This is a genomic window from Streptomyces sp. NPDC015144, from assembly GCF_043079735.1.
In the GTDB taxonomy this organism is placed as follows: domain Bacteria; phylum Actinomycetota; class Actinomycetes; order Streptomycetales; family Streptomycetaceae; genus Streptomyces.
The window spans coordinates 124,616-146,794 of record NZ_JBIBUU010000020.1; the positions used below are offsets into that span (position 1 = coordinate 124,616).

General features: G+C 71.7%; 22 protein-coding genes. 18 read left to right on the forward strand and 4 right to left on the reverse strand.

All coding sequences use genetic code 11. The features are described from left to right. Window positions 1–12 precede the first annotated feature (12 nt). Together ACF08W_RS28500 and ACF08W_RS28505 are read right to left on the reverse strand one after the other, a co-directional pair. Window positions 13–1,329 carry a D-arabinono-1,4-lactone oxidase gene (locus tag ACF08W_RS28500; protein ID WP_392280965.1) on the reverse strand — a complete coding sequence of 439 codons (1,317 nt, stop codon included), beginning with the start codon at window positions 1,327–1,329 and terminating at the stop codon, window positions 13–15. Continuing rightward, the gene (locus tag ACF08W_RS28505) at window positions 1,292–2,533 is read right to left on the reverse strand and encodes an MFS transporter (protein ID WP_352273237.1); all 1,242 of its coding nucleotides are present in this window, start codon (window positions 2,531–2,533) and stop codon (window positions 1,292–1,294) included. The genes ACF08W_RS28500 and ACF08W_RS28505 overlap by 38 nt, the downstream gene beginning before the upstream one ends. 152 nt (window positions 2,534–2,685) lie before the next feature. On the opposite strand from ACF08W_RS28505, the gene ACF08W_RS28510 reads away from it, so the two are divergent. Together ACF08W_RS28510 and ACF08W_RS28515 are read left to right on the forward strand one after the other, a co-directional pair. Beyond that, a complete protein-coding gene (locus ACF08W_RS28510) occupies window positions 2,686–3,813 on the forward strand; it encodes a ferrochelatase (RefSeq protein WP_392280966.1) in 1,128 nt (375 codons plus the stop codon). A 35-nt stretch (window positions 3,814–3,848) separates the two neighbouring features. After that, window positions 3,849–4,679 (forward strand): inositol monophosphatase family protein, encoded by an 831-nt coding sequence (locus ACF08W_RS28515; protein WP_352273235.1) that lies wholly within the window; start codon window positions 3,849–3,851, stop codon window positions 4,677–4,679. 78 nt (window positions 4,680–4,757) lie between these two features. Here the strand turns inward: ACF08W_RS28515 and ACF08W_RS28520 are convergent, their stop codons facing one another. After that, window positions 4,758–4,931, reverse strand: coding sequence for a hypothetical protein (locus ACF08W_RS28520; RefSeq protein WP_352273234.1), 174 nt, complete (start codon window positions 4,929–4,931; stop codon window positions 4,758–4,760). 359 nt (window positions 4,932–5,290) lie between these two features. Here ACF08W_RS28520 and ACF08W_RS28525 point away from each other — a divergent pair, with 359 nt between their 5' ends. The 4 genes from ACF08W_RS28525 to ACF08W_RS28540 all read left to right on the forward strand — a co-directional run bounded on the left by ACF08W_RS28525 (window position 5,291) and on the right by ACF08W_RS28540 (window position 8,909). Next, window positions 5,291–5,944, forward strand: a complete 654-nt coding sequence (locus ACF08W_RS28525; protein WP_352273233.1) for a response regulator transcription factor — start codon at window positions 5,291–5,293, stop codon at window positions 5,942–5,944. Window positions 5,945–5,950: 6 nt separating this feature from the next. After that, entirely contained in the window at window positions 5,951–7,180 is a 1,230-nt protein-coding gene (locus ACF08W_RS28530; RefSeq protein WP_385205460.1) for a sensor histidine kinase, read from the forward strand. A 406-nt stretch (window positions 7,181–7,586) separates the two neighbouring features. Next, window positions 7,587–7,883 (forward strand): DUF4193 domain-containing protein, encoded by a 297-nt coding sequence (locus ACF08W_RS28535; protein ID WP_003965732.1) that lies wholly within the window; start codon window positions 7,587–7,589, stop codon window positions 7,881–7,883. Between the two features lie 12 nt (window positions 7,884–7,895). Beyond that, complete coding sequence (locus ACF08W_RS28540; RefSeq protein WP_385205465.1) at window positions 7,896–8,909, forward strand: hypothetical protein; 1,014 nt, start codon at window positions 7,896–7,898, stop codon at window positions 8,907–8,909. Window positions 8,910–8,933: 24 nt separating this feature from the next. Here the strand turns inward: ACF08W_RS28540 and ACF08W_RS28545 are convergent, their stop codons facing one another. Next, window positions 8,934–9,389 (reverse strand): DUF3093 domain-containing protein, encoded by a 456-nt coding sequence (locus tag ACF08W_RS28545; protein WP_352273230.1) that lies wholly within the window; start codon window positions 9,387–9,389, stop codon window positions 8,934–8,936. Window positions 9,390–9,447: 58 nt separating this feature from the next. Here ACF08W_RS28545 and ACF08W_RS28550 point away from each other — a divergent pair, with 58 nt between their 5' ends. From ACF08W_RS28550 to ACF08W_RS28605, 12 genes are all read left to right on the forward strand, one after another. Then, window positions 9,448–10,032 (forward strand): PaaI family thioesterase, encoded by a 585-nt coding sequence (locus ACF08W_RS28550; protein ID WP_352273229.1) that lies wholly within the window; start codon window positions 9,448–9,450, stop codon window positions 10,030–10,032. Further along, the gene (dut, locus tag ACF08W_RS28555; protein ID WP_392280967.1) at window positions 10,032–10,565 is read left to right on the forward strand and encodes a dUTP diphosphatase; all 534 of its coding nucleotides are present in this window, start codon (window positions 10,032–10,034) and stop codon (window positions 10,563–10,565) included. The genes ACF08W_RS28550 and dut overlap by 1 nt, the downstream gene beginning before the upstream one ends. A gap of 1 nt (window position 10,566) precedes the next feature. Next, entirely contained in the window at window positions 10,567–11,334 is a 768-nt protein-coding gene (locus ACF08W_RS28560) for a DUF3710 domain-containing protein (protein ID WP_392280968.1), read from the forward strand. Between the two features lie 362 nt (window positions 11,335–11,696). Next, entirely contained in the window at window positions 11,697–11,786 is a 90-nt protein-coding gene (gene kdpF, locus ACF08W_RS28565; protein WP_352273226.1) for a K(+)-transporting ATPase subunit F, read from the forward strand. A 7-nt stretch (window positions 11,787–11,793) separates the two neighbouring features. Then, entirely contained in the window at window positions 11,794–13,458 is a 1,665-nt protein-coding gene (gene kdpA, locus ACF08W_RS28570; RefSeq protein ID WP_385205476.1) for a potassium-transporting ATPase subunit KdpA, read from the forward strand. Next, the gene (gene kdpB / locus ACF08W_RS28575) at window positions 13,455–15,581 is read left to right on the forward strand and encodes a potassium-transporting ATPase subunit KdpB (RefSeq protein ID WP_385205479.1); all 2,127 of its coding nucleotides are present in this window, start codon (window positions 13,455–13,457) and stop codon (window positions 15,579–15,581) included. The genes kdpA and kdpB overlap by 4 nt, the downstream gene beginning before the upstream one ends. A gap of 23 nt (window positions 15,582–15,604) precedes the next feature. After that, window positions 15,605–16,273, forward strand: coding sequence for a potassium-transporting ATPase subunit C (locus ACF08W_RS28580; protein ID WP_392280969.1), 669 nt, complete (start codon window positions 15,605–15,607; stop codon window positions 16,271–16,273). 124 nt (window positions 16,274–16,397) lie between these two features. After that, complete coding sequence (locus ACF08W_RS28585; protein ID WP_352273222.1) at window positions 16,398–17,147, forward strand: ABC transporter ATP-binding protein; 750 nt, start codon at window positions 16,398–16,400, stop codon at window positions 17,145–17,147. 165 nt (window positions 17,148–17,312) lie between these two features. After that, on the forward strand, window positions 17,313–19,856 hold the full coding sequence (locus ACF08W_RS28590) for an ATP-binding protein (RefSeq protein WP_385205485.1): 2,544 nt from the start codon (window positions 17,313–17,315) through the stop codon (window positions 19,854–19,856). A gap of 78 nt (window positions 19,857–19,934) precedes the next feature. Continuing rightward, on the forward strand, window positions 19,935–20,627 hold the full coding sequence (locus tag ACF08W_RS28595) for a response regulator (protein WP_352273220.1): 693 nt from the start codon (window positions 19,935–19,937) through the stop codon (window positions 20,625–20,627). 168 nt (window positions 20,628–20,795) lie between these two features. Further along, complete coding sequence (locus ACF08W_RS28600; RefSeq protein ID WP_385205488.1) at window positions 20,796–21,212, forward strand: OB-fold nucleic acid binding domain-containing protein; 417 nt, start codon at window positions 20,796–20,798, stop codon at window positions 21,210–21,212. A gap of 3 nt (window positions 21,213–21,215) precedes the next feature. Beyond that, complete coding sequence (locus ACF08W_RS28605) at window positions 21,216–21,986, forward strand: DUF3159 domain-containing protein (RefSeq protein ID WP_385205490.1); 771 nt, start codon at window positions 21,216–21,218, stop codon at window positions 21,984–21,986. Window positions 21,987–22,179 lie beyond the last annotated feature (193 nt).

A 22,179-nucleotide genomic window follows, 5' to 3' on the forward strand; every position in this document is an offset into this window, starting at 1 on the left:
GCCGGACCCGGCCTACTCGCCCAGGACCCGGCGCAGGTAGTCGTTGCCGAAGAGCCGGTCCGGGTCCAGCCGGTCGCGGACCGCGGTGAACTCGCCGAAGCGGGGGTACACCCCGGCCAGGTACTCGGCGTCGCGGGTGTTCACCTTGCCCCAGTGCGGACGCCCGGCGTGGGCGGTCATGATGCGCTCCACCGCCGTGAAGTACGCCTGGTACGGCGTGCCCCGGTAGAGGTGGACGGCGATGTACGCGCTCTCCCGGCCCGAGGCCGTGGAGAGCGCGATGTCGTCGGCGGGGGCGGTGCGGACCTCGACCGGGAAGCTGATCCGCAGCGGCGAGCGCTCCACCATCGTCCTCAGCTCCCGCAGCGCCTCCACGGCCGCCTCGCGCGGTACCGCGTACTCCATCTCCACGAAGCGGACCCGGCGCGGGCTGGTGAAGACCTTGTACGGGATGTCGGTGTAGGTCCGGGCCGACAGGGCGCGGCTGGAGAGCCTGGCGATCGACGGGATGGTCGCCGGGACCGCCCGGCCGAGCGAGCAGGCCACCTGGAAGAGCCCGTTGGAGAGGAGCTCGTCCTCGATCCAGCCGCTGACCTTTCCGGGAGGGGCGGCGGGGCCGGCGCTGCGGTTGTTGCGCTTGGTGTTGCAGTTCCCGGTGTGCGGGAACCAGTAGAACTCGAAGTGCTCGTTCTCGGCGACCAGCTCGTCGAAGTCGCTCATGATCCGGTCGAAGCCCATCGGCTCCTCACGGGCCGTCAGCAGGAAGATCGGTTCCACCGCGAAGGTGATCGCCGTGACGACGCCCAGCGCGCCGAGCCCGATCCGGGCCACGGCGAAGACGTCGGCGTTCTCCTTCTCCGAGCAGGTCAGCACCGTGCCGTCGGCGGTGACCAGCTCCAGGGCGCGGATCTGCGCGGATATGGACGCCGAGTCCCGGCCGGTGCCGTGGGTGCCCGTCGAGGTGGCGCCCGCGACCGTCTGCTCCATGATGTCGCCCATGTTGGTGAGCGAGAGGCCCTCGCGGGCCAGGGCGGCGTTCAGCCGCTTCAGCGGGGTGCCTGCCTCGACGGTCACCGTCATCGCCTCGCGGTCGATGCTCCGGATGCCGGTGAGGAGATCCGGGCGGATCAGCACGCCGTCGGTGGCGGCCACCGCGGTGAACGAGTGCCCGGTGCCGACCGGCTTCGCCCGCAGACCGTCCTCCGAGGCCCGGCGAAGCGCCTCGGCGAGCTCGGGGACGGACGCGGGCGTCACCGTCCGTACCGGACGGGCGGTGACGTTCCCGGCCCAGTTATGCCACGCGTTCGTCTTGGTCCGTGCGTCGGTCATCTTCCGCGTGCCCTTCACTAGGGACCGGCCCGCTCAGCCGGCGATACCCCAGGAACGCCACCACGGCCGCGAGCGCTCCCGCCACGAGGGGCACCACGTACCCCGCCCTCGCCCCCGAGGCGTCGACCATCCAGCCGGCGGCCGAGGAACCGAGCGCGACCCCGACGGCCAGCCCGGTACTCGTCCAGGTCATGCCCTCGGTCAGCTCGGAACGCGGTACGTGCTGCTCGACGAGGGCCATGGTGGTGACCATCGTGGGTGCGATCGCCAGGCCCGCGACGAAGAGCGCCGCGGCCAGGAACGGCAGGTTCCCGGCCAGTTGGAGGGGGATCATACTCACGGCCATCGCGCACACGCCCACCAGCCACCGGATGTTCGCCCGGGCCTTGAGGTGGAGCAGCCCGAAGACCGCTCCCGCCAGGCACGAACCGAGCGCGTAGACGGCCAGCACCAGGCTCGCCGCGGCCTTGTGGCCCTGCTCCTCGGCGAAGGCCACGGTGACCACGTCGACGGCGCCGAAGACCATCCCGGTGGCCACGAAGGTCACCACGAGGACCTGGAGCCCCCGGGAGCGCAGCGCGGAGCCGCCGCCCTGTGCCCGGCGCGGGTGCGGAACCGGCTCGGTGGACCGCTGCGCGGTCAGCCACACGACACCGACCAGCAGGAACACCGCCGCCAGCAGCGGCCCGGCCTCCGGGAACCAGATGGTGGACAGCCCGATCGAGATGATCGGCCCGAAGATGAAGCACGCCTCGTCGACGATCGACTCCCAGGCGTACGCGGTGTGCAACTCGCGGGGCGAGCCGCGGTAGATCTCCGCCCACCTGGCCCGGATCATCGACCCCACGCTGGGGACGCAGCCGACGCCCGCCGCGAAGACGAAGAGGGTCCAGTCGGCCAGCCCCTGCTGCGCGCAGAACAGGAGCCCGGCCACCGCCGCCAGCGCGACGAGGGTGGCGGGGCGCAGCACCCGGCGCTGCCCGTGCCGGTCGACGAGCCGGGATATCAGGGGCCCGAGCACCGCCGCCGACATCGCCAGCGTCGCCGACAGCGCGCCGGCCAGCCCGTACCGGCCGGTGATCTGGGAAATCATGGTCACGACGCCGATGCCCATCATGGACAGCGGCATCCGGCCGAGGAATCCGGCCGCCGAGAACCCCTTGGTGCCGGGGACGGCGAATATGGCGCGGTAGGGACTGGGCAAGAGGTGCTCCGGAGCGGCGTGGTCATACGCGCGGAAACGGCGCGCTTTCAACCGATACACCCTACGGTCGGGCGGATCGGCCGGGCATCGGGGGAGGCCCGGAATCGATGTCGGTGGGAGGGCGGCCCGGCGGGAGTGGCAGGATCGGTGCCATGTCCGATCTGCGTGATCCCGCCCCCTACGACGCCCTGCTGCTGCTCTCCTTCGGTGGCCCCGAAGGCCCGGACGACGTGGTTCCGTTCCTCGCGAACGTGACCCGGGGCCGGGGTATTCCCGAGGAGCGGCTCAAGGAGGTCGGCAAGCACTACTTCCTCTTCGACGGCGTCAGCCCGATCAACGCCCAGAACCGCGCGCTGCTGGACGCCCTGCGCAAGGACTTCGCCGAGCACGGGCTCGACCTGCCGGTCCACTGGGGCAACCGCAACTGGGCCCCGTACCTCACCGACACCCTGCGCGAGATGGTCAGCGCCGGTCACCGCCGGATCGCGGTCCTCGCGACCAGCGCCTACGCCTCCTACTCCGGCTGCCGGCAGTACCGGGAGAACCTCGCCGACGCGCTGGCCGCCCTGGAGGCCGAGGGGCTGCCCGTGCCCCGGGTCGACAAGCTCCGGCACTACTTCAACCACCCCGGATTCGTGGCCCCCATGGCCGAGGGGGTCCTCGCCTCGCTGGCCGACCTCCCCGAGGACGTACGCGCCGGGGCGCACCTCGCCTTCACCACGCACTCCATCCCCACCTCCGCCGCGGACACCTCCGGCCCGGTGGAGGCGCACGGCGAGGGCGGCGCCTACGTCGCCGAGCACCTCGACGTCGCCCGGCTGATCGTCGACGCGGTGCGCGAGGAGACCGGCATCGAGTACCCCTGGCGGCTCGTCTACCAGTCGCGCAGCGGCGCCCCGCACATCCCGTGGCTGGAACCCGACATCTGCGACCACCTGGAGGCGCTGCACTCCGACGGGGTGCCCGCCGTGGTGATGGCCCCCATCGGCTTCGTCTCGGACCACATGGAGGTGCTGTACGACCTCGACACCGAGGCCACCGCGAAGGCCGCCGAACTGGGCCTGCCGGTGCGCCGCTCCGCGACGGTGGGCGCCGACCCCAGGTTCGCCGCCGCCGTGCGCGAACTGGTGCTGGAGCGGGCCGCGACCGAGCGGGGACAGAGCGTGGAGCGGTGCGCGCTGGGCGCGCTGGGACCGTCCCACGACCTCTGCCCGGTCGGCTGCTGCCCGGCCCGCGCCGCCCGGCCCGCCGCCGCGGGCGCCGACAGCCCGTACGCCTGACAGCCCGCCCCACGCCCGCCGATCCCTGGAGAGCCGTGTACGAAAACGACCTGGACGCGCTGCTCGACCTCGCCCTGGACGCCGCCGCCCGCGCGGGTGCGCTGCTCCGTGACCGCCGCCCGGCCGACCTGGGGGTGGCCGCGACCAAGTCCAGCCCGATCGACGTCGTCACCGAGATGGACATCGCCGCCGAGAAGCTGATCACCACGTTCCTGCGGGACCACCGCCCGGACGACGGTTTCCTCGGCGAGGAAGGCGGCGGCACCCGGGGCCGCAGCGGCATCCGCTGGGTCGTCGACCCGCTCGACGGCACCGTGAACTACCTTTACGGCCTCCCCACCTGGGCCGTCTCCATCGCCGCCGAGCGGGAGGGCGAGCGCGACGGCGAGCGGCTGGTGGGCGTCGTGGCGGCCCCGATGCGCGGGGAGACCTACTGGGCGGTGCTCGGCTCCGGGGCCCACGCCTCGGGCGGCGCCTTCGGCGAGGACACCGTGCTGCGCTGCCGCCCCGCGCCCCCGCTCGACCAGGCACTCGTCTCGACCGGTTTCAACTACGTGGCCGAGGTCCGTACCCACCAGGCCGACGTGGCGCGGCGGCTCATCCCGCGCCTGCGCGACATCCGGCGCAGCGGATCGGCCGCCGTGGACCTCTGCGACGTGGCCGCGGGGCGCCTGGACGGCTACTACGAGCGCGGGCTGCACCCCTGGGACCTGGCGGCCGGCGACCTCATCGCCCGGGAGGCGGGCGCGTACACCGGCGGGCGCCCCGGCCGGCCCGCCGACGGCGATCTGGCGGTCGCCGCCACCCCGGGCGTCTTCGAGCCGCTCCAGGCCCTCCTGGAGGAGCACGGCGCCTGGCACGACTAGGGCACGACGAGAGGGCGTCCGACACGGGCAGGGCCCCGACACCGTTGACCGGTGTCGGGGCCCTGCCCGCCGACGTGCTCAGACGCTGCTGGCGCCGATCTCGACGCCGTGCTCGGCGGCGAGGCGGTGAAGGTCGTCCAGTTCGCTCTGTTCGACGTCCGCGAGGAAGTCGTCGCCCGTCTCGCGGGCCCGGGTGAGGTCGTGCTCGGTGGTCCTGATCCGCTGCAGCAGACCTGCGGTGAAAGCGTCCATAATGCGCCCCCTCATCGTGGGTCGGTGGCACGGGGGTGTGCCCGGGGTTTCCCTCCGCGCGGTGGCGGTAGGGCGGGTGATCACGCGCTCTCCGGGGACGGAGTGGCCTGTGGCACGCCACATTCAAGGCGTGATCTCGGGTGTGCATTCGTCCTCCCCGGGCCTTGGACCGGAGAAACCTCAACTGGGCGGAAAATCCGGTGAATTCCCTTGGGCCCGACCGGGGTGGCGTCGCCTTACCGCCGGTTTATGCGTGTTGCGGGCAGGATGGAGCCGCACAGTTCCCTGCCCACGGGCGCTCCGGACACGGTCCGTGGGCACTCCGTCACATCATGAAGTTTCTAAGGAAGGACAGCGCCGTGCGCGTACTCGTCGTGGAGGACGAGCAGCTGCTCGCCGATGCGGTGGCCACCGGATTGCGCCGCGAGGCCATGGCCGTCGATGTCGTGTACGACGGCGCGGCGGCCGTGGAGCGCATCGAGGTCAACGACTACGACGTCGTGGTGCTGGACCGCGACCTCCCCCTGGTCCACGGTGACGACGTCTGCCGCCGGGTCGTCGAGCTGGGCGTCCCCACCCGGGTCCTGATGCTCACCGCCTCCGGCGACGTCAGCGACCGGGTCGAGGGCCTGGAGCTGGGCGCCGACGACTACCTGCCCAAGCCGTTCGCGTTCACCGAGCTCACCGCCCGGGTGCGGGCGCTCGGCCGGCGTACGACGGTGGCGCTGCCGCCCGTCCTGGAGCGGGCCGGCATCAGGCTCGACCCGAACCGGCGCGAGGTCTTCCGCGGCGACACGGAGGTCCAGCTCGCGCCGAAGGAGTTCGCCGTGCTGGAGGTCCTGATGCGCAGCGAGGGCGCGGTCGTCTCGGCCGAGCAGCTGCTGGAGAAGGCCTGGGACGAGAACACCGACCCGTTCACCAACGTCGTCCGGGTGACGGTCATGACCCTGCGCCGCAAACTCGGCGAGCCCGCGGTGATCGTCACCGTGCCCGGCTCCGGCTACCGGATCTGACGGCCGATGCCCGCGGTACCCGCGCCGCCCGCGGCGCCCCCGAAGCCCCACTGGGAGCCGAAGCAGCAGGATCCCCCGTACTGGCTGCGTCCGACCATCCGGATACGGCTCACGCTGCTCTACGGCGGCATGTTCCTGATCGCCGGCATCCTGTTGCTGTCGATCATCTACATGCTGGCCGCACAGGCCCTGCACGTGGGCAGCGAGCTCCCGTTCAAGATCGTCAACGGGCAGGTCACCAGCAATGTCTGCAACCTGCCGGAGAAGGCGTCCCCGGACACCTTCAACGCGGCGATGAACGCCTGCGTCAACCACCAGCGCCAGCAGGCGCTCGACACGCTGCTCAACCGCTCGCTGCTGGCCCTGGTCGGTCTGAGCGTCATCGCCTTCGCCTTCGGCTACGCGATGGCCGGGCGGGTCCTCTCGCCGCTGGGCCGGATCACCCGCACCGCCCGCCGGGTGGCCGGAACGGACCTGTCCCGCCGGATCGAGCTGGACGGCCCGGACGACGAGCTGAAGGAGCTGGCCGACACCTTCGACGAGATGCTGGACCGCCTGGAGCGGGCCTTCACCGCGCAGCAGCGGTTCGTCGGGAACGCCTCGCACGAGCTGCGCACGCCGCTCGCGATCAACCGCACCCTGCTGGAGGTCCATCTCTCCGACCCCCAGGCCCCGCCGGAGCTCAAGCAGCTGGGCAAGACCCTGCTGGCCACCAACGAGCGCAGCGAGCAGTTGGTGGAGGGTCTGCTGCTGCTGGCCCGCAGCGACAACCAGATCGTCGAGCGCAAACCGGTCGATCTCGCGGAGGTCGCCTCCCGGGCGCTCGACCAGACGCGCGGCGAGGCGGAGGAGCGCGGGGTCGCGATCCGCGGCGAGCTGGCCCCCGTCGTGGTCCAGGGCAACGGTGTCCTGCTGGAGCGGATCGCGCTGAACCTGGTGCAGAACGCCGTGCGGTACAACGTCCCCGAGGACGGCTGGGTGGAGGTCACCACCGAGCTCCAGGGCGGCCAGGCCCTGCTCGTGGTCTCGAACACGGGCCCCGTGGTGCCCGCGTACGAGATCGACAACCTCTTCGAGCCCTTCAGGCGGCTGCGTACGGAGCGAACGGGCAGCGACAAGGGGGTCGGCCTCGGCCTGTCGATCGCCCGCTCCGTGGCGCGCGCCCACGGCGGCCGTATCATCGCGGAGCCCCGCGAGGGCGGTGGCCTTGTGATGCGCGTCTCACTCCCGGTGTGAGGGGCCGGGGTGAAGTGATGAGGGCGCGCAGACGATTGTTCGCTTTGGGCGGAATTTTCGGGACCTGGACCCAGGTGGTCCGTGTGTGATCGATCACAGGAGCGAATTTCCCGTCAACGACGCTCCGTGACCGCCGACCCCAGGGGAAAGCCGGTAAAAGTCGGGGTTTTCGGGGTCGAGCATCACGGGAAGTACACGGGGTGGCGCCCGTGGAGCACGACGCCGGGACCGTGTACGGTCCCCTTCGCCACCCAAGCCGACCGCTCTTGAGCGGTCCTCTTGGGTGTCGATTGAGTAACAGACCTTGATGTGAGGCAAAATCTCCGCCTCAGGTCGGGCACAAGTCCGGCCTCTCACGCGTTACGTGCGCTGAGACACCCGCAGACACCCAGAGGGGGAGAGCGACATGGCAACGGATTACGACACCCCACGCAAGACCGACGACGACGTCGATCAGGACAGCCTTGAGGAACTCAAGGCCCGTCGGAGCGACAAGACGGCCTCCGCCGTCGACGTCGACGAATTCGACGCGGCCGAAGGGCTGGAACTGCCCGGCGCCGACCTGTCCAACGAGGAACTGGCCGTACGGGTCCTGCCCAAGCAGGCCGATGAGTTCACCTGCATGAGCTGCTTCCTCGTGCACCACAGGAGCCAGCTGGCACGGGAGAAGAACGGCCAGCCGATCTGCCGCGACTGCGACTAGGCAGGTTCGGCCGTGGCAGGCGACACCCCGTCCCGGAAGCGCCGCTTCCGGCGCAAGAGGCCGTCGGAGGCGTATCAGGGCGGTACAGGCCCGGCACAGGGCGCGACAGCGCCCGCCGAGCGGTCCGCCCTGCCACCCTCCGCGGGTGAGCGGGACGGCGGACGGGGCCCCGGGGCCTCGCCCGAAGCGGTCGTCGCGACGGCGGCCGGGGCAGCGGCCGGGCAGGAAACGGCCACCGCCGCGGAGGTCGACGCGGCCGACAGGGCCGAGGTCGACAGGACGGAGCCCGTGACCGGGGCAGGCCGTCTGACTTCAGTGAAACGGGGCGTACGCAAGGGCGGGGAGAGTGCCAAGGCGGCGGTAGGTCAGATCGCCGACCTGATCATCGACAACGCTCCCCGCATCCCTGTGCGTGATCTCGCCACATTGCGCAGGCAGTTTCCCGGGCTCGGCCCGGAGGAGCTGGCCGACCGGCTCGTCGCGGGGGCGGGCAGGTCCAGCGCCACCGTCGGCGCCGGAATCGGCGCGGCGGCCATGATGCCCGTACCGCCCGCCATGTTCGCCGAGCTGGCGGCGGAGATCACCGGCGTCGCCGCGATCGAGATGAAGCTCGTCGCCGAACTGCACGAGGTCTACGGGCTGCGCCCGCCGGGCGGCCTCGGCAGGCGTTCCACCGCGTACCTCACGTCCTGGACGGAGGAGCGCGGGATCGACGTGTCCCAGCCCACGACGGTCAACGCCGCGCTGGGCGGCCAGATGAAACGCGAGCTGCGCCAGCAGATCATGAAGCGCATGGCGCGCGATCTGCCGAGCCTGACCCCGTTCCTGGTCGGCGCCGCCGTCGGTGCGCTGATGAACCGGCGCGACACCAAGAAACTCGCCGAGCGGATCAGGAAGGACCTCCGCGGCCGTCAGGTGCCCTGGGACCAGCTCCCCGAGCTGCCCCCGCTGGAACGGCAGCCCGGCCTGCGCAAGGGGCTCCTGAAGAAACTCGAGGACCCGCCCGCCGAGCTGGAGGGTCCGTAGGCCCCCGGAAGCGCCCCCGCCCCGCTACGCGCGACCGGCCTCGATCGCCGCCGCCAGTGCCTTCGGCTCGCGCGTCGACAGGTACACGTACGGCGTCGGGTCCTGCGGGTCGGTGACCGGCACCCGGACGGCCGTCGGGATGTAGCTCCGCAGCAGCATGAAGGCGCGGGTGTCCGCCTTGTACGTACGCCACGCGCGGGCCTCCTCGCCCTCCAGCACCTCGGCCTCGCCGAGGGCCGTCACCGGGATCCGGGCGTCGCCGGCCACCAGGGCGCCCGACACGACCCGGATCCTGGCCGAGCCGTAGGAGCTGACCGCGACCGCGGACAGGGCCGTGCCCCCCACCAGACCGGCCAGCAGCGGCAGGCCGCCCAGCGGCAGCAGCATCAGCGCGCAGGCGATGCCGATCAGGAGCGCGATGAACCACCAGGAGCGCGGCGCGGTCAGTCGTTCGTCGAAAGGCGGGGTGGAAGGCTGCATGGGCCCAAGCTTGGCACGGCGCGACCCGCGGACAGGCGCGCGGGTAAGGTCTGCGCCTGTGAGTGGAACATCTGAGGCCCTGAAGCCCCCGGCCGACGCGGTGAAACCGGTCCGGCACCCCGAAGCCCCGGCCCCCGGGGAGCTCCTCGGCGCGCATTACGAGCACTGTTTCGGCTGCGGCGACGGACAGCGGCACGGGCTGCACCTCCAGGCGAGGGCCGGCGAGGGCGTCAGCGTCACCGCCGAGTTCACCGTGCAGGCCGCCCACCAGGGCGCCCCGGGGCTGGCGCACGGCGGCATCCTGACCACCGCGCTGGACGAGACGCTCGGCTCGCTGAACTGGCTGCTGCGGGTGATCGCGGTGACCGGACGGCTGGAGACGGACTTCGTCCGCCCGGTGCCCGTGGACACCGTGCTCCACCTGGACGCCGAGATCACCGCGGTGCACGGCCGGAAGATCTACTCCCGGGCGACCGGCCGGATCGGCGGTCCGGACGGACCGGTGGCGGTCCGGGCCGAGGCGCTCTTCATCGAGGTCAAGGTCGACCACTTCATCGAGAACGGCCGCCCCGCCGAGATCCGGGCGGCCATGGCCGACCCGGACCAGGTCCGCCGGGCCCGCGCCTTCGAGGTGAACCCCTGATGCGCCGGCCCGTCGACGTACTGATCCGCCGGGTCGACCCGGACGTGCCGATTCCGGCCTACGGGCACCCGGGCGACGCCGGGGCCGACCTGGTCACCACCGAGGCCGTCGAGCTGGCCCCCGGCGAGCGGGCGGTGCTGCCCACCGGGGTGTCGATCGCGTTGCCCGACGGGTACGCCGCGTTCGTGCACCCGCGCTCCGGACTCGCCGCACGGTGCGGAGTCGCCCTGGTGAATGCCCCCGGGACGGTCGATGCCGGGTACCGTGGAGAGATCAAGGTCATCGTCATCAACCTCGACCCGCGCGAGCCGGTGCGGTTCGACCGGTTCGACCGGATTGCCCAGCTGGTCGTCCAGCAGGTCGAGAAGGTGCGGTTCCACGAAGTGTCGGAGCTGCCCGGTTCGGCCCGCGGCGAAGGGGGCTTCGGGTCCACCGGAGGACACCGTTCCGGTGATGACGATGGTGTCAGGGGCGGGAATACCCAGGGCGGGAACAGCTACGCTTCGGTCGTACCCGACCGGGAAGGACAGTGACGTGTTCGGACGTCGCAAGAAGAGTGGTTCCGCCGAGGACGTGGCGGACGAAGCGCGCGAGGCCGAGCAGGTCGTCGACGAGCTCGATGACACCGACGGTTCCGGCGCACGCCGGGTGAATCTTCCGCCGGCGCCGCGGCCGGACGGGCCGTGGGACATCTCCGAGGTCTCCCAGCCCGGCGAGGGCCGGGTCGACCTGGGCGGGATCTTCGTGCCCGGTGTCGAGGGCATGGAGCTGCGGGTCGAGGTGGCGGGTGACGCGATCGTCGCCGCCACGGTCGTGCTGAACGACAGCGCCGTCCAGCTCCAGGCGTTCGCGGCGCCGAAGAAGGAAGGCATCTGGGGCGAGGTCCGCGAGGAGATCGCCGCGGGCATCACCCAGCAGGGCGGGATCATCGACGAGGTCGAGGGCCCGCTGGGCTGGGAGCTGCGGGCCCAGGTCCCCGTACAGCTCCCGGACGGGACGAACGGCGTGCAGCTGGTGCGCTTCGTCGGCGTCGACGGGCCCCGCTGGTTCCTGCGCGGAGTGATCTCCGGCCAGGGCGCCGTCCAGCCGGAGGCCGCCGGGCTGCTGGAGACGATCTTCCGGGACACCGTGGTCGTCCGCGGCGAAGGGCCGATGGCTCCGCGCGACCCGATCGTCCTGAAGCTGCCCGACGACGCCCAGATGGTGCCCGAGGGCGTCCAGCAGGAGAGCCAGGAGAACTCGCGGTTCTCCGGTGGGATGGGCCAGCTCCAGCGCGGACCCGAGATCACCGAGGTGCGCTGACGCGACCGCTTCCGGCCGGTGGGCCGTACCCCTTTCCGAGGGGTGCGGCCCACCGGCCTTTTCGCGTCCCGGCAAGGGCGGGAGCAGGTTTCCGGACACCGCGCGGCGGCGCGGGCGACCGCGTACGCGACGGGGCGTGTATGGGGCGCGTATGAGGCACGTATGCGCGCCGTCAAGGGCCCGACGATCGCCGTAAGGAAGCCATCAACGCAGGCCAGGACGGGCGTGGCGGGAGGTTTGCTCAAGAGGTCCGAGAATCCGTACCTCATCTAGGAGCACACGATGGCCGACGTGGCCTTCGTCGTCACCACGATCGCGGTCTTCGCGCTGGTGGCCCTCGTCGCCAAGGGGGTGGCGAAGCTGTGACCGCCGAGAACATGGTCGGCCTGGTCGTGGCCGTCGCCCTGCTGGGCTACCTCGTCCTCGCCCTTCTCTACCCGGAGAGGTTCTGAGCGCGATATGAGTCCCGTCCTCGCCGGTGTGCTCCAGCTGCTCGCGCTCGTCGTGGCGCTGGGGCTGGTGTACCGACCGCTCGGCGACTACATGGCCGGTGTCTACTCCTCGACGAAGCACCTCCGCGTCGAGAAGTGGATCTACCGGGCCATCGGCGCCCATCCGAACACCGGGATGCGCTGGCCCGCCTATCTCCGCGCGGTGCTCGCCTTCTCCGTGGTGGGTGTCCTCTTCCTCTACCTGCTCCAGCGGCTCCAGGGCGCCCTGCCCGGTTCGCTCGGCTTCTCCTCGATCGACCCGGACCAGGCGTTCAACACCGCGGCGTCCTTCGTCGCCAACACCAACTGGCAGTCGTACTCCGGCGAACAGGCCATGGGCCACGTCGTCCAGACCGGCGGCCTCGCGGTGCAGAACTTCGTCTCGGCCGCCGTCGGCATGGCCGTCGCGGTGGCCCTGGTCCGCGGCTTCGCCCGGTCCCGTACCGGTGAGCTCGGCAACTTCTGGGCCGACCTGGTGCGCGGCACCGTCCGCGTCCTGCTGCCGATCGCCGCGCTCGGCGCGGTGGTGCTGGTGGCCTGCGGGGTGATCCAGAACTTCGCCGGCATCCACGAGGTCGGGCAGTTCCTGGGCGGCTCGCAGCAGTGGAACGGCGGCGCCGTCGCCTCCCAGGAGGCCATCAAGGAACTGGGCACCAACGGCGGCGGCTACTTCAACGCCAACTCGGCCCACCCCTTCGAGAACCCCAACGGGCTGTCCAACCTGTTCGAGATCTTCCTGATCCTGGTCATCCCGTTCGCGCTGACGCGGACCTTCGGCCGGATGGTCGGCTCGCTCAAGCAGGGGTACGCGCTCCTCGCCGCGATGGGCGTCATCTGGATCGGCGCCACCGCGCTGATGATGTGGACCGAGTTCGCCCACCACGGGCCCGCGTACCAGATCGCGGGCGGGGCGATGGAGGGCAAGGAGACCCGGTTCGGGATCGCCGGATCGTCGCTCTTCGCGGTCGCCACCACCCTCACCTCCACCGGCGCGGTGAACTCCTTCCACGACTCGTACACCGGCTTCGGCGGCGGGCTCACGATGCTGGACATGCAGCTCGGCGAGATCGCGCCCGGCGGCGTCGGCTCCGGCCTCTACGGCATCCTCGTCATGGCGATCATCGCCGTGTTCCTCGCCGGACTGATGGTCGGCCGTACGCCCGAGTACCTCGGCAAGAAGATCGGCACCCGCGAGATCAAGCTCGCGGCCTGCTACATCCTGATCACCCCGGCGCTGGTGCTCTGCTTCACCGCCCTGGCGATGGCCCTGCCCACCCCGCCGCACTCCATGACCAACACCGGCGCGCACGGATTCTCCGAGATCCTCTACGCCTACACCTCGGGCGCGAACAACAACGGTTCGGCGTTCGCCGGGCTCAACGCCGACACCCAGTGGTTCAACACCACGATCGGTCTGGCGATGCTGCTCGGCCGGTTCCTGCCGATGGTGTTCGTCCTCGCCCTGGCCGGCTCGCTCGCCGAGCAGAGGCCCGTACCGGCCACCGCGGGCACGCTGGCCACGCACAAGCCGCTCTTCAGCGGACTGCTGGTCGGCACGATCCTGATCATCACCGGGCTGACCTTCTTCCCGGCCCTGGCCCTGGGCCCGCTGGCCGAAGGACTGGCGTCATGACCACTCGTACCGAGCAAGAGGACTCGATGTCCACTGTCACCCCCACCCGGGCGCCTCACCAGGACGCGCCCGCCGGCCACCAGGACGAAGGACGCGTCGGCGCCGGGCTGTTCGACCCCAAGCAGCTGATCCGGTCCTTCCCCGACGCCGTCCGCAAACTCGACCCCCGGTCGATGGTCAGGTCCCCGGTGATGTTCGTGGTGCTGATCGGCTCGGTCCTCACGACCGTGCTGGCCTGCCTGCACCCGGGGGAGTGGTTCGGCTGGGCGATCGCGGCCTGGCTCTGGCTGACCACGATCTTCGCCAACCTGGCCGAGGCGGTCGCCGAGGGACGCGGCAAGGCCCAGGCCGACACGCTGCGCCGGGCCAAGACCGACACCGTCGCACGGCGGCTGTCCGGCCGCGACGAGGAGCACGTACCCGGCACCGAACTGCGCGTCGGCGACCTGGTGGTCTGCGAGGCGGGCGACATCATCCCCGGCGACGGGGACGTCGTCGAGGGCGTCGCCAGCGTCGACGAGTCCGCGATCACCGGCGAGTCCGCTCCGGTCATCCGGGAGTCCGGCGGCGACCGCAGCGCCGTCACCGGCGGGACGAAGGTGCTCTCCGACCGGATCGTCGTCAAGATCACCACGAGGCCGGGCGAGACCTTCATCGACCGGATGATCGCCCTGGTCGAGGGCGCCGCCCGGCAGAAGACGCCCAACGAGATCGCGCTGAACATCCTGCTCGCCTCGCTCACCATCGTCTTCCTGCTCGCCGTCGTCACCCTCCAGCCCTTCGCGCTCTACGCCGGGCAGGGGCAGTCGATGATCGTGCTGACCGCGCTGCTGGTCTGCCTCATCCCGACGACCATCGGGGCGCTGCTCTCCGCCATCGGCATCGCCGGGATGGACCGCCTGGTGCAGCGCAATGTGCTCGCGATGTCGGGGCGGGCGGTCGAGGCCGCCGGGGACGTGTCGACCCTGCTGCTCGACAAGACCGGCACCATCACGCTCGGCAACCGGCAGGCCGCCGCGTTCGTCCCGGTGACGGGCACCACCGAGGCCGAGCTGGCGGACGCCGCCCAGCTCTCCTCGCTGGCCGACGAGACGCCCGAGGGCCGCTCGATCGTCGTCCTCGCCAAGGAGGAGTACCGGCTGCGCGAGCGCCACCAGGGCGAACTGGCCGGCGCCCAGTGGGTGGCCTTCACCGCGCAGACCCGGATGTCCGGCGTCGACGTGGACGGACGGAAGATCCGCAAGGGTGCCGCCGGATCGGTCACCGCCTGGGTGAAGGAACGCGGCGGCACGGTCCCGCGGGACGTGGCGGCGCTCACCGACACCATCGCCCAGGCCGGCGGTACCCCGCTGCTGGTCGCCCTGGAGGACGGGCACGGCGCCCGCGTCCTCGGCGTCGTCCACCTCAAGGACGTCGTCAAGGAGGGCATGCGGGAGCGGTTCGACGAGCTGCGCCGGATGGGCATCCGCACGGTCATGATCACCGGCGACAACCCGCTGACCGCGAAGGCCATCGCCGAGGAGGCCGGCGTCGACGACTTCCTCGCCGAGGCCACCCCCGAGGACAAGATGGCCCTCATCAAGCGGGAGCAGGCGGGCGGCAAGCTCGTCGCGATGACCGGCGACGGCACCAACGACGCCCCGGCGCTCGCCCAGGCCGACGTCGGCGTGGCCATGAACACCGGCACCTCGGCCGCCAAGGAGGCCGGGAACATGGTGGACCTCGACTCCAACCCCACCAAGCTGATCGAGATCGTCGAGATCGGCAAGCAGCTGCTCATCACCCGGGGCGCGCTGACGACGTTCTCGATCGCCAACGACGTCGCGAAGTACTTCGCGATCATCCCGGCCATGTTCGCCGCGGTCTACCCGGGCCTGGCGAAGCTGAACATCATGCAGCTGTCCTCGCCGCAGTCTGCGATCCTGTCGGCGGTCGTCTTCAACGCGCTGATCATCGTCGCCCTGGTGCCGCTCGCCCTGAAGGGCGTGCGCTACCGGCCCAGCAGCGCCGACTCGATGCTCCGGCGGAACCTCGGGCTGTACGGGCTCGGCGGCCTGATCGCCCCGTTCATCGGCATCAAGATCATCGACATGGTCATCTCCCTCATACCCGGTCTGCACTGACACCAGGAAACGGCTGACCCGCCATGAACAACTCCGTAGCGAACACGACCCGGCTGCTCTGGGCCGGGCTGCGCGCCCTGCTCGTCCTCACCGTCGTCTGCGGCGTGCTCTACCCGCTGGCCGTCACCGGGGTGGCCCAGGGGATCCTCCCCGGTCGGGCCAACGGCTCCGAGATCGCCGAGAACGGCCGAGTCGTCGGCTCCGAACTCATCGGCCAGCGCTACGACCTGCCGCTGAAGAAGGGGCAGCAGACCCCCGCGCCGGACCTCAAGTGGTTCCAGCCCCGCCCCTCCAACGGGCTGGGCACCAACACCGTCAACACCCAGTACAAGCTGCTCCTCTCCGGCGCGACCAACCGCTCCGCGGACAACAAGGAGCTGATCGACTGGGTCACCGCCGCCAAGGCCGCCGTGGTGAAGGACAACTCCGTCCCCGGCCACCCGGTGAAGCCCTCGCAGGTGCCGCCCGACGCGGTCACCTCCTCCGGCTCCGGCCTCGACCCGGCCATCTCCCCGGCGTACGCCCAGCTCCAGGTCCGCCGGGTCGCCGAGCGCAACCACCTGCCCGTCGACCGGGTGGAGAAGCTCGTCGCCCAGCACACCGACAGCCGGATCCTCGGCTTCGTCGGCGAGCCCACGGTCAACGTCCTCCGGCTGAACGTCGGGCTGAGGGAGCTGACCGGCCGGAGCTGACGGCCCCGCCCCGTGCCCCGCGCACCGCGCTCCCCCGCGGTACGCGGGGCACGGCCGTTGTCCCGACCTGGGCGCATTACCCATACTGTCGGTCCACGGGATCGATCACGTACGGGGGAGAGACATGACCGAGAGCACCGCCCGGACGGGCACCGAGGGCCAGGGCGGCACCGCGCTCGCCGGAGGACCGGCCGACGGCCCGATGGTGCGGGTCGAGGACCTGCGCCGCTCGTACGGCTCCGGGCCGGGCGCGGTGCACGCGCTGCGCGGGGTCTCCTTCGAGGTGCCGCGCGGCGAGCTGGTGGCGCTCAAGGGGCGCTCCGGCTCGGGCAAGACCACCCTGCTCAACCTCCTCGGCGGGCTCGACACCGCCGACGCCGGCCGGATCACCATCGACGGCACGGACCTCGCCGGGCTGGGCGAGGACGGGCTCCTGGAGCTGCGCCGGGAGCGGGTCGGCTTCATCTTCCAGTCGTTCGGCCTGATCCCGATCCTGACCGCGGCGGAGAACGTCGGCGTACCCCTGCGGCTGCGCAGGGCGGATCCGCGCGAACGCGAGGAGCGGGTGGCGCTGCTGCTCGCCCTGGTGGGCCTCGCCGACCACGCCGCCCAGCGCCCCGGAGAGCTCTCCGGCGGCCAGCAGCAGCGCGTCGCCATCGCCCGCGCCCTGGCCAACCGGCCCGCCCTGCTGATCGCCGACGAGCCGACCGGCCAGCTCGACGCGGAGACCGGGCTCGCGGTGATGGAGCTGCTGCGGGCGGTGGTGCGCAGCGAGAACGTCACCGCGCTGGTGGCCACGCACGACAGCCAGCTGCTCGGGCTGGCGGACCGGGTCCTGGAGCTGCGCGACGGGAACATCGTCGACCACGGGTGACCACGGACGGCCCCGCCGGAACCCCGGCGCGCCGCCCCGGGCGTCAGAATCCTGTCAATTCGGTCCCTCCACCCCGCCCTCGTCCGCCCCGTCCCCGCTCGGAGGGGTAGCTTCGAAGCGGCCGCCGCATCGGACGCGGCCGGTTCAAGAGAAGACAATGGGGCCATGGCACGCGGCAAGCTTCGGATCTACCTGGGGGCGGCACCCGGCGTCGGCAAGACGTACGCGATGCTCGCCGAGGCCCATCGGCGGGTGGAGCGGGGCACCGACTGCGTCGTCGCCTTCGTCGAGCACCACGACCGGCCCCGCACCGAGGTCATGCTGCACGGCCTGGAGCAGATCCGGCGCAGCGAGATCGAGTACCGCTCGGCGGTCTTCACCGAGATGGACGTCGACGCCGTGCTGGAGCGCGCCCCCGCCGTCGCCCTGGTGGACGAGCTGGCCCACACCAACGTGCCGGGCTCCCGCAACGCCAAGCGCTGGCAGGACGTGGAGGAGCTGCTCCAGGCCGGGATCGACGTGATCTCCACCGTCAACATCCAGCACCTGGAGTCCCTCGGCGACGTCGTCGAGTCCATAACCGGCGTCCGGCAGCGCGAGACCGTCCCCGACGAGGTCGTCCGCCGGGCCGACCAGATCGAACTGGTCGACATGTCGCCCCAGGCGCTGCGCCGCCGGATGGCCCACGGCAACATCTACAAGCCGGACCGGATCGACGCCTCGCTCTCCAACTACTTCCGCCCCGGCAACCTGACCGCCCTGCGCGAGCTGGCCCTCCTCTGGGTGGCCGACCGGGTCGACGAGTACCTCCAGCAGTACCGCGGCGAGCACAACATCCGCACCACCTGGCAGGCCCGCGAACGCATCGTCGTCGGCCTCACCGGCGGCCCCGAGGGCCGTACGCTCATCCGCCGCGCGGCCCGGATGGCGGCCAAGGGCTCGGGCAGCGAGATCCTCGCCGTCTACATCGCCCGCAGCGACGGCCTGACCTCCGCCTCGCCCAAGGAACTGACCGTCCAGCGCACCCTGGTCGAGGACCTCGGCGGCACGTTCCACCACGTCATCGGCGACGACATACCCTCCGCGCTCCTGGAGTTCGCCCGTGGCGTGAACGCCACCCAGATCGTCCTCGGCTCCAGCCGCCGCAAGGCCTGGCAGTACATCTACGGGCCCGGCGTGGGCGCCACCGTCGCCCGGGAGTCCGGCCCCGACCTCGACGTCCACATCGTCACCCACGAGGAGGTCGCCAAGGGACGCGGCCTGCCCATCGCGCGCGGCGCCCGGCTCGGCCGGGCGCGGATCATCTGGGGCTGGGTGGTCGGCGTCGGCGGCCCGGCCCTGCTCACCCTGCTCCTCGCCTGCGTGGACAGCGGCCCCGGACTCGCCAACGACGTCCTGCTCTTCCTCTTCCTGACGGTGGCGGCCGCGCTGCTCGGCGGGCTGCTGCCCGCCCTGGCGTCGGCCGCGGTCGGCTCGATGCTGCTGAACTACTGGTTCACCCCGCCCACCCACACCCTGACCGTGCAGGACCCGGAGAACTTCGTCGCCATCGTGATCTTCTTCGCGGTGGCGGTATCGGTCGCCTCGGTGGTCGACCTGGCGGCCCGCCGCACCCATCAGGCGGCCCGGCTGCGCGCCGAGTCGGAGATCCTCTCGTTCCTGGCCGGCAGCGTGCTGCGCGGCGAGACGACGCTGGACGCGCTCCTGGAACGGGTCCGCGAGACCTTCGGCATGGAATCCGTCGCCCTGCTGGAGCGGCGCAGCGACGTGGACCCGTGGACCTGCGCGGGCAGTGTCGGGCCGGCGCCGGTGGCCCGGCCGGAGGACGCGGACGTGGACATGCCGGTCGGCGACCACATGGCGCTGGCGCTCTCGGGGCGGGTGCTGCCCGCCGAGGACCGCCGGGTGCTGGGCGCCTTCGCCGCGCAGGCCGCCGTCGTACTGGACCGCCAGCGCCTGGTCGGCGAGGCGGAGGAGGCCCGCCGCCTCGCGGAGGGCAACCGGATCAGGACCGCGCTCCTCGCCGCCGTCAGCCACGACCTGCGCACCCCGCTCGCCGCGATCAAGGCCGCGGTGAGCTCCCTGCGCTCCGACGACGTGGCCTGGTCCGAGGAGGACCAGGCCGAGCTGCTGGAGGGCATCGAGAACGGCGCCGACCGCCTCGACCACCTCGTCGGCAACCTCCTCGACATGTCCCGGCTCCAGACCGGCACGGTCACCCCGCTGATCCGCGAGATCGACCTCGACGAGGTGGTCCCGATGGCGCTCGGCGGCGTACCGGAGGACAGCGTCGACCTGGACATCCCCGAGACCCTGCCGATGGTCGCGGTCGACCCCGGGCTGCTGGAGCGGGCCGTCGCCAACATCGTCGAGAACGCCGTGAAGTACAGCCGTCACGCCGAGCGCGTCACCGTCGCCGCGAGCGCGCTCGGCGAACGCGTCGAGCTGCGGGTGGCCGACCGGGGCCCCGGCGTGCCCGACGAGGCCAAGGAACGCATCTTCGAGCCCTTCCAGCGCTACGGGGACGCCCCGCGCGGCGCGGGCGTCGGGCTGGGGCTCGCGGTGGCGCGCGGCTTCGTCGAGTCCATGGGCGGCACGCTGGACGCCGAGGACACCCCGGGCGGCGGCCTCACCATGGTGCTGACCCTCAGGGCGGCGCCGGGATACGTTCCGGTCGGTCCCGACCCGTCCGAACAGGTCGTCCCGTGACCGCGTGGGTCACCCCACCCTCACCATGATCACCGGAATGCCCGGGAGATCGCCGTACAGCAGAAAGGCAGGGCCCCCATGACCAGGGTGCTTGTGGTCGACGACGAGCCGCAGATCGTACGCGCCCTCGTGATCAACCTGAAGGCGCGCAAGTACGAGGTGGACGCGGCGCCCGACGGCGCGACCGCCCTCCAGCTCGCCGCCGCCCGCCACCCCGACGTCGTCATCCTCGACCTCGGGCTGCCGGACATGGACGGCGTCGAGGTGATCAAGGGGCTGCGCGGCTGGACCCGGGTGCCGATCCTGGTGCTCTCCGCCCGCCACACCTCGGACGAGAAGGTCGAGGCCCTGGACGCCGGGGCCGACGACTACGTCACCAAGCCGTTCGGCATGGACGAGCTGCTGGCCCGGCTGCGCGCCGCGGTCCGCCGCGCCGAGCCCGTCGGGCAGCAGGGCACCGACGACGTCGTGGTCGTCGAGACCGAGGGGTTCACCGTCGACCTGGCGGCGAAGAAGGTCCACCGCGACGGGCGGGACGTACGGCTCACCCCCACCGAGTGGCACCTGCTGGAGGTACTGGTCCGCAACAGCGGCCGACTGGTCAGCCAGAAGCAGCTCCTCCAGGAGGTCTGGGGACCCTCGTACGGCACCGAGACCAACTACCTGCGGGTCTACATGGCCCAGCTCCGGCGCAAGCTGGAGACCGACCCCTCGCACCCCCGGCACTTCGTGACCGAGCCGGGCATGGGCTACCGCTTCGAGCGCGGCTGAACGGGGCGGCGGGGGTCCGGGGGAGACGCCCCGGGCCGGGCCCCACCAGCCCTGCTCTGCTCACTCGTTCGAGTGAGATTCGGGGGAGCTCCGTGTGAGCTCCGTGCGGGGTTGCGGGTGAGACCGGGGACACCCGCCCGGAGCAGCGGGGACCGGTACCCTTCGGGTATGAGTGCTGTTCCACGATCCGACCGGCCGGGCAGGGCGGAGAAGCCGTCCGGCCGCTTCCGCCGGATGCTCGACCGGCTGTCCAGCTCCCAGGAGGACCTGGAGTCCGAGGAGCTGCAGGAGGACACGCATGCTTCCGGGTGCTCCCGGATCTCCGACTGCGCCGACCGCCAGATCGTGAAGGTGACTGGTACCTTGCGGACCGTCACCCTGCGGCCGCGCGCCGGAGTGCCGGCCCTGGAGGCCGAGCTCTTCGACGGGACCGCGCCGCTCGACATCGTCTGGCTGGGCCGTCGCTCCATCGTGGGCATAGAGCCGGGCCGTCGGCTCATCGTCTCCGGGCGCATCGCCATGAGCCACGGGCGGCGGGTGCTGTTCAACCCCATTTACGAACTCCGACCGCTCGGCAAGGAGTAGCCGGTGACGTCTCTCGACAAGCCGACGTCCGAAACGGACCGCACGACCCGCACCGACCAGGAGGACGCCGACGCGAAGGCGGTCACCGAAGCAGCGCTCTTCGAGGCGTTCGGCGGTGTCCGGGGCATGGTGGAGACGGTCGTTCCCGGACTGCTCTTCGTCACCGTCTTCACGATCAACAAGAACCTGACCGCCTCGGCCGTCGCGGCCCTGGCGGTCTCCCTGGTGCTGGTCGTCGTACGGCTGATCCGCAAGGACACCGTCAAGCACGCCTTCAGCGGCGTCTTCGGCGTGGCCTTCGGTGTGGTCTTCGCCAGGATCACGGGCAACGCCAAGGACTTCTACCTGCCGGGCATGCTCTACACGCTCGGCCTGGCCCTCGCCTATCTGATCACCACGCTCGCCGGGATGCCGCTGATCGGCCTGATCCTGGGACCGGTGTTCAAGGAGAACCTCTCCTGGCGCACCCGCAACCCGGGCCGCAAGAAGGCGTACGCCAAGGCCAGCTACGCCTGGGGGCTGATCCTTCTCGCCAAGTGCGCGATCCTCTTCCCGCTGTACTGGTGGGCCGACACCACCCAGTTCGGCTGGGTCCTGGTCGCCCTGAAGATCCCGCCGTTCCTGCTCGCGGTCTACCTGACCTGGGTCTTCCTGGCCAAGGCGCCGCCGCCCATCGATGTCTTCGCCGAGATGGAGGCGGAGGAGCGGGCCGAGAAGGAGCGCAAGGCCGCCGCCGAGGCAGCGGCCGCCACGACCCGCGACCAGGAGTTCTGAGCGCGGGCGGATCGCCGACGCGAAGCCATGTGAAAGATCGCCGACGCGAAGCCATGGGAAAGGGGGGCCGGGCCCCGGGGGCCCCGGCGCGGCCCCCCCATCCCCGCCCCCCCCCCCCCGCCAACCCCCCCCGCCCCCCCCCCCCCGGCCCCCCCCCCCGCCCCCCCCCCCGCCCGGCCCCCCCCCCCCCCGC

Excerpts from the sequence above, each read along its gene's own strand:
- ACF08W_RS28500 (WP_392280965.1), bottom strand. The coding sequence starts at position 1,329 with ATGACCGACGCACGGACCAAGACGAACGCGTGGCATAACTGGGCCGGG.
- ACF08W_RS28510 (WP_392280966.1), top strand. The coding sequence starts at position 2,686 with ATGTCCGATCTGCGTGATCCCGCCCCCTACGACGCCCTGCTGCTGCTC.
- ACF08W_RS28520 (WP_352273234.1), bottom strand. The coding sequence starts at position 4,931 with ATGGACGCTTTCACCGCAGGTCTGCTGCAGCGGATCAGGACCACCGAG.
- ACF08W_RS28530 (WP_385205460.1), top strand. The coding sequence starts at position 5,951 with ATGCCCGCGGTACCCGCGCCGCCCGCGGCGCCCCCGAAGCCCCACTGG.
- ACF08W_RS28535 (WP_003965732.1), top strand. The coding sequence starts at position 7,587 with ATGGCAACGGATTACGACACCCCACGCAAGACCGACGACGACGTCGAT.
- ACF08W_RS28545 (WP_352273230.1), bottom strand. The coding sequence starts at position 9,389 with ATGCAGCCTTCCACCCCGCCTTTCGACGAACGACTGACCGCGCCGCGC.
- dut (WP_392280967.1), top strand. The coding sequence starts at position 10,032 with ATGCGCCGGCCCGTCGACGTACTGATCCGCCGGGTCGACCCGGACGTG.
- kdpA (WP_385205476.1), top strand. The coding sequence starts at position 11,794 with ATGAGTCCCGTCCTCGCCGGTGTGCTCCAGCTGCTCGCGCTCGTCGTG.
- kdpB (WP_385205479.1), top strand. The coding sequence starts at position 13,455 with ATGACCACTCGTACCGAGCAAGAGGACTCGATGTCCACTGTCACCCCC.
- ACF08W_RS28580 (WP_392280969.1), top strand. The coding sequence starts at position 15,605 with ATGAACAACTCCGTAGCGAACACGACCCGGCTGCTCTGGGCCGGGCTG.
- ACF08W_RS28585 (WP_352273222.1), top strand. The coding sequence starts at position 16,398 with ATGACCGAGAGCACCGCCCGGACGGGCACCGAGGGCCAGGGCGGCACC.
- ACF08W_RS28590 (WP_385205485.1), top strand. The coding sequence starts at position 17,313 with ATGGCACGCGGCAAGCTTCGGATCTACCTGGGGGCGGCACCCGGCGTC.
- ACF08W_RS28595 (WP_352273220.1), top strand. The coding sequence starts at position 19,935 with ATGACCAGGGTGCTTGTGGTCGACGACGAGCCGCAGATCGTACGCGCC.
- ACF08W_RS28600 (WP_385205488.1), top strand. The coding sequence starts at position 20,796 with ATGAGTGCTGTTCCACGATCCGACCGGCCGGGCAGGGCGGAGAAGCCG.